The organism is Pseudomonas sp. Pseusp15 (assembly GCF_059492165.1).
The window spans coordinates 62,737-76,967 of the sequence record NZ_CP168523.1 but is presented as its reverse complement, the minus strand read 5'-3'; the positions used below and the strand labels follow the sequence as shown (position 1 = coordinate 76,967).

Below are 14,231 nucleotides of genomic sequence, written 5' to 3'. Positions count from 1 at the left end.
CACAGTCGAATTTCTTTTCGACTTATGTTGCAGCGACAACAATGTCGTGCCACAAACAGCCAATCAATTGTTACATCACGCCAACAACCCAAGCAATCGTGCTTGGGCAACTGCGTGAGTTCTGCGCTCAACGCCCAACTTACCGTGAATGCGTCGAGCATGCGTTTTGACCGTATGTAACGAGATGAATAATTGCTCGGCAATCTGTTGATTCGAATTACCCAACGCAATCAACTTTAGTACTTCGACCTCGCGCTGACTAAGCGGATTATTACCTCCTGTATATGCCACGCCTTCAATGTTCGGCTCCGTCATTCCCAGTGCCAACAGCAGGTCAGGCTGGCGTAATTGAAGTTCGCGCAGCGCCTGCCGCAAACCACATCGCTCCACCAGATTTAATCCACTGCGTAAAAACTCGTTGGCACTGACCAGGTCACTATTCAACCAGGCGACTTCGGCCCTGGCGAACAACAGTTCCACCTCCAGCGTCAACTGAGCGGAGCGCTTCGACTGATCAAGCAGGCGAGCGAGGATGTTCAATGGGGCCTCGCTCCGGTGCAAATAGACTTGGGCCAACACCAGTAGGTACTCAATCCGGGCAATCAGCAGCAAAGTTGCCGGAGGTGCTTGCCGCGCCTGGCCCAGATAGTGGCGCAAGACGCGACTCAGCGCCTCACAGGCGAGTTCTGGCCGGCCCTGCTGCAGCCAGAAATGGCTGCTGACTTGCAGCAGTACGCCACGATAAACGGTGTCAGGACTCTGCCGCTGCTGCATCAACCGTTCAGCATCGCGCAGATGAGCAAATGCCAAGTCATAGTCACGTTGATTGGCCGCCAATTGCGCAAGCCCCAGAAAACCGTACAGCACCCGCTTGTCGTGATTGCGCAGGCAGATCCGCAAGCCACTTTCAAACAACTCGCTCGCCTGTGCATCGCGTCCCAGGGACAGATTCAAACGGCCACGCTGCAACGCCAGTCGTCCGAGCAAAGGTTCGGCATCGCGTTGCTGCCTGGTGAACATGGCGTGAACATTGGCAAGCAAGTCCTCGGCACGTTGGAGAGCACCACGCTGCTCCAGCAATTGCGCATGGTCCAGTTCCAGCAGTCCTTCGAAAACCAGTGAACCTTGCGCACGCGCCAGGCACAACGCTTCACGATTCATTGCCTGGGCGACTTCCAGCTCCCCACGCAGCAATGCTTGCTGGGTCAGCCCCGACAAGCACATCACACGTACAGTCCAGAGTTCGGGACCAAGGTCCTTCAGCGCATCGAGAAAATGCGCACGCGAGCCCTCCATCCGCCCCTGCAAATGCAACAGCCAACCCTGCTGGGCCTGCCACCGTGCGATCAGCTGCCGTTGCAGAATCGCCGACGGCTGCGGGACGAATCGCGACAACTGCTCGATACAGGCTCCGGCTTGCTCAAACCGCCCCGCAAACAGCGATGCCGCCGTGATCAGCCCGATCAGTTGCGGCGAGCCGAGCATCAGCTCCTCGCCTTGTTGCTCATGCAGACGCAACAACAGCACCACTGTCTGCTCCTCGAACAGATGCTCGAAACTGAAGTGCTGCAACAGGCTGACCGCCACTTCGTATTCCTCGGCGAGCAATGCCTGTTCGAAGGCTGATTTCCAGTCCTGCTCGGCGCAGAACCACTGGCAGGCCCGCCGATGCCAGGAGCGTCCGGCCGGCCATTGCTCATCGCGCAGCAATTGGGTGAACGGGGTGAAAACCTGCAGCCAGTCGGTGGAGTCGCGCCAGGGTTCGATAAAACAACCCAGTGCTTGCAAGGTCCTCAGGTACTGCGCGCCCTCCCCGGCCCCAAACAGGTGATCGCACAGTCGGGCATTGAAGCGTGGCAAGTGGGCCAGCACGCGCCAGGCCTCGCTCAACTCAGGCGTCAGCGAGCTGAACAACTCGTGCTCCAGATAATCGAGCAAAGTGTCCGCCCGTCCCTGGGGAGTGTCCTGACGCGACCAGTCGCACTTCTGCAACAGTGCGATCCGCACACCGGCACACCAGCCGCCGGTGCGCTGGATGACCCGACTGACCACCTTGTTGGCCTGATCCGGCACCCAGGGACGCAACAGCTGCTCCACTTCACCTGAAGTAAAAGCCAGCGAAGCGCTCTCGCACTCGTACAATTCATCATCAAGCAACAGCCGTGGCCAGTTGCATTGCGGCCGGCGGCGAGTGCCGAGCCACCAGGTCAGCATCGGGCTGCCGATCGCCAACATGCGATCCAGCAACGAGTCCAGCTCCGGGTTCGGCAGACGGCAGTAGTCATCGAGGAACAGCCAGGTCGGCGCCTGCAATCGCGCCAGATTGCTCAGCAATTCGGTTTCACCCGACGAGGCCAACCCCAGCACCTCAGCCAGACGATGACGAAAATCGGCCGCGCTCGACACCACGCCAGACAAGGGCAGCCAATGCACCCGGCACCGGGATGGCGCCCGCAACAGGCACTCGGCGAGCAGCGCACTCTTGCCGCTGCCGGCGGGGGCGCAGAGTAATTTCACCCGGGCCGTTGAGGTCAGTAGCGGCTCGGTCAAGCGAGCCCGCGACAGGTGATGAGAGGACAGGCGGGGCAGGAATCCAGAACGGTCCAGACACGGGGTCATGGCGGTCATTGCAGCGTGCCTTTTTATAATTGTCCGACAACCCTAACCCTCTCCAACCCGCTTGTTGAGAGGTATTCAGCGCGCTGATTGGCGCCCATAAAAAAGGCGACCCAGCGGTCGCCTTTGTGATGCCAATGTATCAAAACCCTTACCGAACGCCCTCGGCGCGCAGAGCCGACGGTGTGTAGTCGGCAGCCTTGGCGTCAAAGCCAAATATGAAACTGTGCTTCTCTTCGTTCTTCATTCCCAGGGCAATGTATCGGCCAGCGATGATGTCGTAGAGCGCCTCGAGGGTGTAGGCCGGAGTCTGGTGATCGTAGTAGTACTGGGCGTGACCTTCGGCCACTCGCCACAGTTGGCCGCGACCGTCGTAGTGGTCCACCAGCGCCACTTGCCAGCTGTCTTCGTCGAGGTACATGTGGCGTTTGGCGTAGATGTGCCGCTCACTCGGCTTGACCGTGCCGACCACTTCCCAGACCCGGTGCAACTCGTAGCGGGTCAGGTCCTGGTTGATGTGCCCGGCTTTCACCACGTCATCGTACTTGAGGCTCGGCGAATCGAGTTTGTAGCTGTTGTAGGGAATGTACATTTCCTTTTTGCCGATCAGTTTCCAGTCGTAGCGATCTGGCGCACCGGAGAACATATCGAAGTTATCCGAAGTCCGCAGGCCGTCAGCGGCGGTGCCTGGTCCGTCGTAGGCCACTTGCGGTGCACGGCGCACTCGACGTTGACCGGCGTTGTAGATCCACGCCAGTCGCGGCTCTTTCACCTGGTCGAGGGTTTCATGCACCAGCAATACGTTACCCGCCAGCCGCGCCGGCGCGGTTACCGACTGTTTGAAGAAGGTCAGCACATTGGCGGCTTTGTCCGGGTCCAGGTCCTTCATCAGTTGCGGTACGGCGATCTCTTCCTCGAAGCGAATCGGCGTGTAGCTGCCGTTGGTCTGCGGGGTCACCTGGGTGATGATCCGTCGCAGATTACCGCCGTGGTAACGGGTGATGTGGTTCCACAGCACTTCGACGCCATTCTTCGGAATCGGGAACGCGTAATAGCGATTGCCGGTGAAATTGGCCAGGCCGTTACCGTCGTTGATGCTGGTTACGTTCAGCGCGCTGCGCTTGGCCGACTCGTAGATTTCCGGCGGCACGGCCACGGTGCGATGGGTTGGGTAGACCGGAATCTTGTAGGTTTCCGGGTAGCGCTTGAACATCGCCACCTGACCGTCCGAAAGCTTGTCCTTGTACTTGTCGACCGTTGCGGCGGTGATGGTGAACAGCGGCTTTTCACTGGCGAACGGGTCAGCCAGGAAGCCTTTGTTGTCGACCGCACCAGCGTTTTTCGGGATGCCACCGGTCCAGGCCGGGATCGACCCATCGGCGTTGCCGGCCTTCTCGGCGCCCAGCGGCGTGAGGGTGGTGCCGAGCTTATTGGCCTCTTCCGGCGAGACCGCAGCCATCACGTTGGCGGCCAACAGACTCAGTGCCAGAGCGCCGCATTGCAGAATCATCTTGCGCATTAACATCATCCTTCTCAGCCAGATCAGAAGTTCACGCCGAAGCTCAGCGCCAGGAAGTCGCGGTCGGTCAGGGTGTTGTAATTCCCGCCGAAAAAGTCGGTGTAACTCAAGCTTGCGGTATAGGTGTTGCGGTAGTCGGCATCGACACCGACGCTGATCGCCTTGGCGCCTTCGTTGAACAGCCCGTTGGGGCCGTAGCCGGCGACGTCATGGGACCAGGACAGGTTGGGTTTGAGGTTGATCCCGCCAATCACGTTGGCGTAATCGAGGATCGCCCGGGCGCGATAGCCCCAGGAGGTCGAGGTGACGAAGCCGTCGGTATCGCCACCGAAACCGTACTGGCCGTAGACCGAATCACGGCCGTAACGCAGCTTGCTCCGCGGTTCCAGACCACCGACATGGACCATCGCCGCTTCACCGACCAGGGTCAGCCGTTGGGCGCCCAGCACTTGATCGAAGAAGTGCGTCAGGGTGCTTTGCACCTGGGTCACTTCCTTGCGGCGGTAACCGGTATTGTCGGCGCCAGGCCGGGTCGCAACAGGCGATGCCGCGCCGCCGGCGATCGGGTTGAGCAACGCCAGGGTCAGGTCGTTGGTGTTGACCTGCACTGGAGCGTTAGGCCGGTAGCTGATTTCACCGGTCCAGGCAGTGCCGGTGGGCAACGTGGTGGAAAAACTCGCACCGTACAGGCGAATGTCTTCCGGGTATTCGAGGTAGTACTGGCCGCGCCCGAGCATTACGCTTTGCGCCAGGCCCGAACCGCTGCCCGGGGCCAGACGGTTGGCAGTGCTGACCATACCCGGCAGGCTGGCCAATGTGGACAGCCCGGCGGTGGTGGTGCCGACGGTCGGTGTGCGACTGTGGTAGTTCATGAAGTAGAGGCCGTATTCGGTGTCGTCACCGAGCCAGCGCAAAGCCGCGCCCCACTGCCCCGAATCCCGTGCATCGCGGTCACCGCCACGGGGCACGATCACGCCCTCACGGGTGACCTGGATAGGTTGGCCAAAGGCTGCCGCCAGTGGTGCAAGCGGTGCAATCGCCGGGCTGCCGACGGTGTAGTTGTTGTTGCAACCGTCCGCCACCACGTCGTTACCGAAGAAGGTGCCGCAGTTGTCTACGACGGTCTGGTCCCACTCCAGTTGGTAGAAACCTTCCACCGTGAGTTGATCGGTCAAGCCCTGGGAAGCGAACAACATGTTGACCGGAATCAGGCCTTCCTTGATCTCAGCGCCGGGACGCCGGAACGCCGAAACGTCGACCGGGTTGATGCTGTTGATCGAGTTACCGATGAAGGTGCTTTCACCCCAGCTGACCACCTGTTTACCGGCACGCACGGTGCCCGGCAGATCGGCGATGGAATAGTTGTGATAAACGAAGGCATCGAGAAGCTCCGCCCCGGAAGACTTGGCGCCTTCCTTGCGACCGCTGTCGCTGATCTGCTTGAACTCGCGGTCTTCGTCTTTGAGCTCGAAGTCGTACCAGTACTTGCCACGGACGAAAACGCCCGTGTCGCCGTACTTCAATTCGAGGTCGTGGATGCCCTTGAAGATCTTGGAGAAGGTTTCGCCTTTCTTGAAGTTCAGGCGTCCGTCATCACCGGTCGAAGACTGGCCTGTCCCGCCATTGACGGTACCCACCAGCGACTTGTCGGCATCGCGCATGCCCCAGCTCGCGCCGACGGACAACGAGGAATCGAACTGCCCCTCGATTTCGCCGATGTTGAATGAAACAGCCTGCGCCTGGGCACAGCAGCCCAAGGCCACCGCAGCGGCCAGCGCTTGCGGTTTGAAGATGGCGCGCATTGTTGTTTTTGTCATGCGTCTTCCCCGGTGAGTGACAGAAGACCCCACCCTACTGCCGCTCGCCGGGAGCGATAAGCGCACCAAGGAGGTATTCGCGATGTACCTCCAAAGGATGAAGGCCCGCATGGGGCGGGGTTTTGCGCGGGGTATGGATGGGCTGGATGGAGGGTTATCAGTGCAGTGCATGGGACATGGTTGAAGTTGGATGTGTAACAGCTGGCGCAGCTAGCGGCAGCTGTTACAAAAGGTCAGCCGAAGACTGTTGCCAAGACTGTAACAGTGCATGTCAGAAATCGCTATTTTTCCTTTGTGATCAATACCTTATTCTTGCCTGGCTTTCACGGAAAACGGCCCGAAAGCACAAAGAACGGGGATGATAGACCACCCCGTTGGCGACAGAATCCAGATGATTTGAAGCGTATTTTTTCGACTCATCGCCCTGTGTTCACTGACGTTGATTTGTAGCTCCTGGATCCACGTCTTACTTTGGCCGCTGCGTTTGCAGCGGCCTTTTTTATGGGCGAAAGGTTTTCAGGCAGGGAGTAGTCGGGAGGAGATGACGGGGCTCAGGCAAGCCCCGCCAGATGTCGCGCAATCAGCGTCAGAGGGAATACTTCTGCAAGTTCTCCATCATTTCCTTCAGCGCCTCAATGTTGTCCTTCGGATGCGCCGCGCCTTCGAAATCGCAGATCTGCTGCCAATGCGCCGCCACATCCTCCGGCGAGAAACCGACCCGCGGATCGAACCCGGCGCCCAGGCTGCGCTCCCAGCGCACCTTGCCCATCCAGCCGCCACCGACCTCGAACAGCCCCGACGTTTCCTGGCATTGCGCGCTGGCCAGGTATACCACCAATGGGCTGACCAGTTCCGGTTTGAGTTGCTCGAATACTTGCGGCGGGATCAGGCCTTCGGTCATGCGGGTGCCACCCGTGGGGGCGATGGCATTGACCAGGATATTGTTCTTGCGGCCCTCGATAGCCAGTGTGCGGGTCAGGCCGTAGAGGCCGAGTTTGGCCATGCCATAGTTTGACTGCCCGAAGTTGCCATAGATGCCCGAGGTCGACGCGGTGAAGATCACGCGGCCATAGTTTTGCTCACGCATGTGTGGCCAGGCGGCGCGAGTGACCTTGTAGGCGCCTTCGACGTGAACGCGGTAAACCAGGTCCCAATCGCTGTCGTCCATTTTGTGAAAGGTCTTGTCGCGCAGGATGCCGGCGTTGTTCACCACGACATCGATACGACCGAACGTATCAAGGGCATGCTGGACGATTTTGTCTCCGTCGGTGACAGAGTCATGATTAGCCTCGGCGATGCCACCCGCTTCACGAATTTCCGCCACCACCCGATCAGCCGCCGATGCATTGGCGCCTTCACCCTGAGCCGAGCCGCCGAGATCATTGACCAGCACTCTGGCACCCTGTTTGGCGAACAGCAATGCATGCGCTCGCCCCAAGCCGCCGCCTGCACCGGTGACAATCACGACTTTATCTTCGAAGCGCACAGACTCATTCATGGGGAACTCCAGCAGGCCAGGGACTATTAGTGCGAGTGTCGGGCACGGGGCTGCCGGTCACAATGAACACGGGGGCGGCTGAATGGTGCGCGATAAGGCAGCGGGATAGTCAGGAACACGCCAACTTGAGCGGCGGTGAAATCAACTGATCGCGAAATTCCAGATAGTGCTTGAGCACCTGCGCCGGCGCTTCGATCTGTGGGTAATGGCCGATCTCGGACAGCAGGACAGTGTCCGGGGTGGGAATCAGTTGCCGATAGCGCGCCACCATGTGCGCACCGGAAACCGGATCGACCTCACCATCGATAACGCGCAGCGGCACCTCGCCGCGCTGCATGGCGCTGACCCAACGCTCACGCTGGACCCGCCGCTGCGGGATATAACCGATCAATTTATGCATGATCCGCTGCCCGTGATTGCTATCGACCAGGCTCCAGAAATCATCCAGCTCACTTTCGGTGGGCCGGGTCTGCGGACCGAAAATCTGCTTGAAACTCTTCACCAGAGCGTCACGGGTAAAAGCTAGCCCGATCATCCAGCCCAAGGGGCTTAGCAGGAGTTTTTGCATCAACACCGGGCGATGGGTTTCGGGAAACAACCCGCCATTGAGGAACACGCAACTGGCGATATGAGCGCGTGCTTCGTAGTGCCGGGCCAAGAGCTCCTGGGCCACGCTGTCGCCATAATCGTGTGCCAACACGTGAACGGGTTGCTCGACGTTCAAGTGCGCCAATAACGCTTGTTGCAGATCGGCCTGCTCCAGCAGGCTGTAGTTGTGGTTCACCGGTTTGGCCGAATCGCCGAAGCCAAGCATGTCGCAGGCAATCACCCGATAGCGCTGCGCCAGCGGCTGCCACAGGTAATGCCAGTCCCAACTGGCGGTCGGGAAGCCATGGATCAACAACAGCGGCTCGCCCTGCCCCGCTACCCAATAGCGGATGGTCTGATCGCGGAAGACGAACGTCTGGCCGCGCTTACGCCAGACACACAGAGGAATTTCGGCGAGTGCCATTTAGAGTTTATAACCCGGGTCTTGTTTATCGAGTTTGCGCAGCAGCGCCGGCCAGGCCAGCGCGCCACCCATCCCTTGAGCACTTTTGGTGACGCCGGCGATCATCGCCTTGGCGCCCGCCAGAATCTGCGGTTCAATGGCAATCAGCTCCGCGCCACCGTTCTGCGCCAGCACCTGAATCTCGCAGGCGCGCTGAAAGGTAAACATCATCAGGAACGTGTCGGCGATGGTGCCGCCACAGGTCAGCAGACCGTGGTTGTGCAGCATCAGAAAGTTGTTTTCACCCAGGTCGGCTTGCAGCCGCGCCTTCTCTTCATGGTTCAGTGCCACGCCTTCGTAGGCGTGATAAGCCAGGCTGGACAGCACGAACAATGACTGCTGACTGATCGGCAAAATGCCCTGTTTCTGCGCCGATACCGCCACGCCGGCCGCCGTGTGGGTATGCAGTACACACACGACGTCATGCCGGACTTCATGCACCGCGCTGTGGATGGTGTAACCCGCCGGGTTGATCTCGTAGGGGCTGTCCATCAATTTGTTGCCGGCCTGATCGACCTTGACCAGGCTCGACGCGGTGATTTCATGGAACATCATCCCGAACGGGTTGATCAGGAAGTCTTCAGTGCCTGGCACCTTGGCTGAAATGTGCGTGAAGATCAGATCGTCCCAGCCGTGGAGGGCGACCAGACGATAACAGGCCGCCAGGTCGACGCGGGTCTGCCACTCGGCGGCACTGACTTTATCCTGGAGACTGTGTGGCGACTGGATGGGGGTTACGCTCACGGCAAGGATCTCTTTTTATTGTTCTGGGTTCTTAATGTTCACTGACGTTACAGCAGTCTAGTCAGCCCCCGGAGATCGGCTAGTTGCATTGGCAGCCAGCTTGGTGGCCGAGCGAGTCAGTGCGCGGGGGAGCCTGGATCCATGTCAGAACACTGCCGCCAATAAAAGCCGGTCAGCCCCGCAGAGCGTTGACCAGGTCCGCCAGCCAAGGCTCGGCGTCGGTTTCCGGCGTTACCGTTTCACTGGCGTCCAGACGCAACATCGGCAGCACTTCATGCACGCCCAGTTCGCCGAACAACTCACGCATTTGCTCACCGCCACCGCAGAACGTATCGCCGTAACTCGAGTCGCCCAACCCGATAACGGCACCCGGCAAGCCACGCCAGGCGGCGGGCAATTGATCGCGGATCATCGAATACAATGGTTGCAGGTTGTCCGGCAACTCACCCATGCCGGTGGTCGAAGTCACCGCCAGAAATGCTTCTGGGCCAAAGGCCTGAACATCGGCAAGTGTCGCGCGCGGGTTGTGCCAGGTTTCGAAACCGGCGGCGTTCAATAGACTTGCGGCGTGGCGGGCGACTTCTTCAGCCGTGCCGTACACCGAGCCGGAAAGGATGGCGACTTTCATCAATCTGATCCTGAAGCTGAGTAAAAGGCCAAGATATTAACAGCACAGCCCTCATTGATCTTTTAGAATGCAGCGTCCCCATCAATACGCAAAGGACTCTGCGATGATCAATGCCTCACTGCTGCAAATGGTGATCGACGCGTCGAACGACGGCATCGTGATTGCCGAAAAGGAAGGCGAACAGGACAACATCCTGATTTACGTAAACCCGGCGTTCGAACGCCTGACGGGCTATACCAGTGAAGAAATCCTCTATCAGGATTGCCGCTTTTTGCAGGCAGGAGACCGGGATCAGCCCGCCCTCGCATTGATTCGCCAGGCGTTGGGCAATGGCGGTTCCTGCCGGGAAATTCTCAGGAATTACCGCAAGGACGGCACCCCGTTCTGGAACGAACTGTCGCTTTCCACGGTAAAAAACCCGCACGACGGACAAACCTATTTTGTCGGTGTGCAGAAAGACGTCACGGTTCAGGTCAAGGCACAGCAGCGAGTTGCACAGCTGGAAGCGCAATTGGCCGAGGTACAGGCAGAACTTGCTGATCTCAAGTCGACGAACGGATCAAACCAATCTGCGAATTAGTGGTCATTTACTACAATCACCGATGACTTTGTAATTATTTCTTTCGAGCAAATCATGCAGCGCGACGCACTCCTGACCCAGGATGAGCTGGACTTTATCCAGACCATGCAACACAACCCGCAACTCAATGTGCGGGATGCGACGTCGAGTTTGCTGGTCAATGGCGGCTCGCAGATCCGTGATTTGCTCACACGCCTGGCCGCTCATGAGCAAGTCACCATCCAGGCCACTTTCGAAAATCAGCAAATGACCTTCCCGCTGCACCTGGTGGAAGATGAGTTTCACGCAATGCATCTACGCCTCGGTGTCCCCAGCATTTATGAAGACGGGCCAATGATTCGGCCATGGCGCCTGGCGCTCGAAGAGCCAGTGGCGCTGGAAAATGCCAAGGGGCAACCCGGCACGATGTGGGTGCACGAAATATCGTTCAAAGGGGTTTTGCTGGAAGTTCGCAACAAGACCAAAGCGCCAAAGCACTTCGCGCTGTGGTTCAGCCCGTCAGGCTATGAGCGGATTGCGTTGCGCGGCACCCTGGAGCGTGAGACCGAGCAAGGTTTCTACGCCTACGAGCTGAGCCAGAGTGACAAGGACGAAACCGAGCGTCTGCGTCAGTACATCCTTCAGCAACATCGCCTGACCCATCCTGCTTTGCATATTTGAATCTCAGGTATCCAGGTTTCCCGCCAGGAACTGTTTCAGACGCTGGCGCATCACCCCTCCCTCGTTTCCAAGGCAACCCACCGACGACCCGGCCAGACTTTCTTGCGCCAGGTCGGACGCATCCCCGGCCAGAAACAGCTGACAATCCAGGCCCATGGCCAGACGGTTCAAACGTCGAGGCAGTTCGGCAGCCGGCGCGTGATTGGAAATCAGCACCAGCGCCCTGGGCTTGATCTTCTCACAAACCAAGATCAACTCATCAAAGGGCTGCCCGATCGCCAACAACTGAATAGCCGAATCGATGCTGCTCAGATAGAGCGCCGTGACCAATACTTCGAGCTCACGACATTGGTCGGCCAAGGCGCAGACAATCACTCGTCGCGGCTGCATGACACGCACCAGCAGCAGGCGTTGCAATACTCGAGACCGCAGAAAGCCATCCAGAAAAAGCCACTCGCTGGTCTGACCGAACGCATCTTGGCGTTGTAGCAATAGCTTCCAGATCGGAACCAGGATGTCCTGAAACACAACTGTCAGCGGATAACTGGAAAAGATCTGACCGTAGACGTGTTCCAGCTGAACTTCGTCAAAAACACTCACTGCCGCCTTGACCTGCTGCTGCCATTGGCTGTAGTCGGCTTGAACGAGCTCGTCGGGAATGATCCGCTCCAGCACCTGGAGCGGTTCGGTCTTGGCCAGTATCTTGCCAACCTTGCTTACCGCGACACCGCGCTCGATCCAGCCGAGGATGCTGCGGACACGCTCGATATCGGTCATCGAATACAAGCGGTGCCCGCTTTCGGTGCGGGTGGGCTGTATCAGCCCGTAGCGTCGCTCCCAGGCTCGGAGCGTGACCGGGTTGACCCCTGTCATCCGCGCGACCTCACGAATCGGGAACAGCTCTTCTCGAATCAGGGAGGTAATGGGGGGCAAGCCAGGCGCAATGTCGGTCAGCACAGGGATTTTGGATCCATATTAATATTTTGATACATTTTTACTCTCATACCCCAGTGATATTCAACACGTCGCTGAACTAATTGGAACGAAAGTTCCAGACGCAATCAGGAATAATCCTTGCTTGTCCCAAGACGCAGCCCACTACCCCGGCGCTGTGCCTGGCGAAACTCCTATCCGGAGCGACGCGTTTGCCTTACGGAGATACACAATGTCTACTTCACCCGTCACGCTGATGGTTGCGCGTCGTGTCGCCGATGGGCGTTATCAGGACCTGATGGCCTGGTTGCGCGAAGGCGAGCAACTGGCCACCGACTTCCCCGGCTATCTCGGTTCTGGCGTGCTCGCTCCGCCGCCCGAGGATGACGAATTCCAGATTATTTTCCGCTTCGCCGACGAGCAGACCCTGCACGCCTGGGAGCATTCCGCGTCGCGTACCGCTTGGCTGGGACGCGGCAGCAATCTGTTTGCCCATCCTTCGGAGCATCGGGTCAGTGGCATCGATGGCTGGTTCGGTGCGGTAGGGCAACGCCCGCCACGCTGGAAGCAGGCCGTGGCGATCTGGCTGGCGTTCTTTCCGGTGTCCCTGCTGTTCAACTTTGTGCTGGGACCGTTATTGGCTGAAACGGGATTGCTGGCCCGGGTGTTCGTCAGCACCCTGTGCCTGACACCACTGATGGTTTATTTCTTCATTCCATTGTCGACCCATCTGTTGGCCGGCTGGCTGAACACCGCACCGCAACAACCGTTGCCCGCAACGCCTACTACCCAAAATCAGTAACTCTTGCAGGAGCGTAGGTGCACGACTCCCGTCGCTGGTATAGTTTTGCTCTAACCGCGACGCGAGCCGTTCATGACCTCTTCCGCAGCCCCCATCCTCATCACCGGTGCCGGCCAGCGTGTCGGCCTGCACTGTGCGCAGCGTTTGCTCGAAGACGGCCATCCGGTCATTTTCAGCTACCGCAGCGAACGCCCCGGCGTAAAGACCCTGCGCGATCTGGGAGCAACAGCGGTGTTCGCGGACTTTTCCAGCGAGGCCGGGATTCTCGCGTTCATCGGTGAATTGAAGAACCACACCGACAGCCTGCGGGCGATAGTCCACAACGCCTCCGAATGGCTGGCCGAAAACCCGGGCGCCGAAGCCGATGCCTTCACCCGCATGTTCAGCGTGCACATGCTGGCGCCCTACCTGATCAACCTGCACTGTGCCGATTTACTCAGACGCTCAAGCCCCGCCGACATCGTGCACATCAGCGATGACGTGACCCGCAAGGGCAGCAGCAAGCACATCGGCTACTGCGCCAGCAAAGCCGGGCTCGACAGCCTGACCCTGTCCTTTGCCGCCAAGTACGCGCCAGACATCAAGGTCAACGGTATCGCGCCAGCCCTGCTACTGTTCAATCCCGACGACGACGCGGCGTACCGCGCCAGGGTCCTGGCCAAATCCGCACTGGGCATCGAGCCCGGCAGCGAAGTGATCTACCAGAGCCTGCGCTATTTGCTCGACAACCCTTATGTCACCGGCACGACCCTGACCGTCAATGGCGGACGGCACGTCAAATAAGCCGCCCCCGCGAGGATGTCCCCATGACGTTATCCCTGCCCCACAGCGCCCTGTCCCAGAGCTATCGCGAGATCCTTATCGGCCTGGGTGAAAACCCCGACCGCGAAGGGCTGCAAGACACCCCGTTGCGCGCCGCCAAGGCCATGCAATACCTGTGTCACGGTTACGAACAGAGCGTCGAAGAGATCGTCAACGGCGCACTGTTCGCCTCCGACAACGATGAAATGATCATTGTCGACAACATCGAGTTGTACTCGCTGTGTGAACATCACATGTTGCCCTTCATCGGCAAGGCGCATGTGGCTTATATTCCAACGGGCAAGGTGCTGGGCCTGTCGAAGATTGCACGGCTTGTGGATATGTTCGCCCGCCGCCTGCAAATCCAGGAGAACCTCACCCGGCAAATCGCCGAGGCCGTGCAGCAAGTGACCGATGCCGCCGGTGTCGCGGTGGTCATCGAAGCCCAGCACATGTGCATGATGATGCGCGGCGTCGAGAAACAGAATTCGACCATGAACACCTCGGTGATGCTCGGTGCCTTCCGCGAGTCGAGCAACACCCGCCAGGAGTTCCTGCAATTGATTGGACGGAGCAAGTAGC

13 protein-coding genes are annotated in these 14,231 nt (G+C 59.0%); 5 read left to right on the top strand and 8 right to left on the bottom strand.

All coding sequences use genetic code 11. The features are described from left to right. Positions 1-75 precede the first annotated feature (75 nt). The 7 genes from ACEN8R_RS00380 to ACEN8R_RS00350 all read right to left on the bottom strand — a co-directional run bounded on the left by ACEN8R_RS00380 (position 76) and on the right by ACEN8R_RS00350 (position 9,873). Positions 76-2,628, bottom strand: coding sequence for a LuxR C-terminal-related transcriptional regulator (locus tag ACEN8R_RS00380; protein WP_495624519.1), 2,553 nt, complete (start codon positions 2,626-2,628; stop codon positions 76-78). A 139-nt stretch (positions 2,629-2,767) separates the two neighbouring features. Then, positions 2,768-4,135, bottom strand: coding sequence for a DUF1329 domain-containing protein (locus ACEN8R_RS00375; RefSeq protein WP_258612677.1), 1,368 nt, complete (start codon positions 4,133-4,135; stop codon positions 2,768-2,770). A 23-nt stretch (positions 4,136-4,158) separates the two neighbouring features. Continuing rightward, positions 4,159-5,952, bottom strand: coding sequence for a DUF1302 domain-containing protein (locus tag ACEN8R_RS00370; protein ID WP_026286500.1), 1,794 nt, complete (start codon positions 5,950-5,952; stop codon positions 4,159-4,161). Positions 5,953-6,538: 586 nt separating this feature from the next. Then, positions 6,539-7,450, bottom strand: a complete 912-nt coding sequence (locus ACEN8R_RS00365; RefSeq protein ID WP_477746474.1) for an SDR family oxidoreductase — start codon at positions 7,448-7,450, stop codon at positions 6,539-6,541. Positions 7,451-7,559: 109 nt separating this feature from the next. After that, positions 7,560-8,462: an alpha/beta fold hydrolase gene (locus ACEN8R_RS00360; protein WP_495624518.1), complete on the bottom strand. Its 903-nt coding sequence runs from the start codon at positions 8,460-8,462 to the stop codon at positions 7,560-7,562. Further along, positions 8,463-9,245, bottom strand: a complete 783-nt coding sequence (locus ACEN8R_RS00355) for a class II aldolase/adducin family protein (RefSeq protein ID WP_018927170.1) — start codon at positions 9,243-9,245, stop codon at positions 8,463-8,465. 172 nt (positions 9,246-9,417) lie between these two features. Further along, a complete protein-coding gene (locus ACEN8R_RS00350; protein WP_018927171.1) occupies positions 9,418-9,873 on the bottom strand; it encodes a flavodoxin in 456 nt (151 codons plus the stop codon). Positions 9,874-9,976: 103 nt separating this feature from the next. On the opposite strand from ACEN8R_RS00350, the gene ACEN8R_RS00345 reads away from it, so the two are divergent. Together ACEN8R_RS00345 and ACEN8R_RS00340 are read left to right on the top strand one after the other, a co-directional pair. Beyond that, complete coding sequence (locus ACEN8R_RS00345; RefSeq protein WP_111454334.1) at positions 9,977-10,453, top strand: PAS domain-containing protein; 477 nt, start codon at positions 9,977-9,979, stop codon at positions 10,451-10,453. Between the two features lie 54 nt (positions 10,454-10,507). Further along, complete coding sequence (locus tag ACEN8R_RS00340) at positions 10,508-11,113, top strand: hypothetical protein (protein WP_018927173.1); 606 nt, start codon at positions 10,508-10,510, stop codon at positions 11,111-11,113. 3 nt (positions 11,114-11,116) lie between these two features. Here ACEN8R_RS00340 and ACEN8R_RS00335 read toward each other — a convergent pair whose 3' ends face one another. Beyond that, entirely contained in the window at positions 11,117-12,076 is a 960-nt protein-coding gene (locus ACEN8R_RS00335; protein WP_258614505.1) for a MerR family transcriptional regulator, read from the bottom strand. A gap of 202 nt (positions 12,077-12,278) precedes the next feature. Between ACEN8R_RS00335 and ACEN8R_RS00330 the strand changes: the two genes are divergently transcribed. The 3 genes from ACEN8R_RS00330 to folE all read left to right on the top strand — a co-directional run bounded on the left by ACEN8R_RS00330 (position 12,279) and on the right by folE (position 14,230). Beyond that, positions 12,279-12,848 (top strand): antibiotic biosynthesis monooxygenase, encoded by a 570-nt coding sequence (locus ACEN8R_RS00330; protein WP_019647675.1) that lies wholly within the window; start codon positions 12,279-12,281, stop codon positions 12,846-12,848. A 72-nt stretch (positions 12,849-12,920) separates the two neighbouring features. Then, complete coding sequence (gene folM / locus ACEN8R_RS00325; protein WP_258612679.1) at positions 12,921-13,631, top strand: dihydromonapterin reductase; 711 nt, start codon at positions 12,921-12,923, stop codon at positions 13,629-13,631. 23 nt (positions 13,632-13,654) lie between these two features. After that, a complete protein-coding gene (folE, locus tag ACEN8R_RS00320; protein ID WP_018927177.1) occupies positions 13,655-14,230 on the top strand; it encodes a GTP cyclohydrolase I FolE in 576 nt (191 codons plus the stop codon). Position 14,231 lies beyond the last annotated feature (1 nt).

Coding starts and splice junctions, on each gene's coding strand:
- folE (WP_018927177.1), top strand. CDS start 13,655: ATGACGTTATCCCTGCCCCACAGCGCCCTGTCCCAGAGCTATCGCGAG.
- ACEN8R_RS00375 (WP_258612677.1), bottom strand. CDS start 4,135: ATGCGCAAGATGATTCTGCAATGCGGCGCTCTGGCACTGAGTCTGTTG.
- ACEN8R_RS00345 (WP_111454334.1), top strand. CDS start 9,977: ATGATCAATGCCTCACTGCTGCAAATGGTGATCGACGCGTCGAACGAC.
- folM (WP_258612679.1), top strand. CDS start 12,921: ATGACCTCTTCCGCAGCCCCCATCCTCATCACCGGTGCCGGCCAGCGT.
- ACEN8R_RS00370 (WP_026286500.1), bottom strand. CDS start 5,952: ATGACAAAAACAACAATGCGCGCCATCTTCAAACCGCAAGCGCTGGCC.
- ACEN8R_RS00360 (WP_495624518.1), bottom strand. CDS start 8,462: ATGGCACTCGCCGAAATTCCTCTGTGTGTCTGGCGTAAGCGCGGCCAG.
- ACEN8R_RS00330 (WP_019647675.1), top strand. CDS start 12,279: ATGTCTACTTCACCCGTCACGCTGATGGTTGCGCGTCGTGTCGCCGAT.
- ACEN8R_RS00340 (WP_018927173.1), top strand. CDS start 10,508: ATGCAGCGCGACGCACTCCTGACCCAGGATGAGCTGGACTTTATCCAG.
- ACEN8R_RS00350 (WP_018927171.1), bottom strand. CDS start 9,873: ATGAAAGTCGCCATCCTTTCCGGCTCGGTGTACGGCACGGCTGAAGAA.
- ACEN8R_RS00380 (WP_495624519.1), bottom strand. CDS start 2,628: ATGACCGCCATGACCCCGTGTCTGGACCGTTCTGGATTCCTGCCCCGC.
- ACEN8R_RS00365 (WP_477746474.1), bottom strand. CDS start 7,450: ATGAATGAGTCTGTGCGCTTCGAAGATAAAGTCGTGATTGTCACCGGT.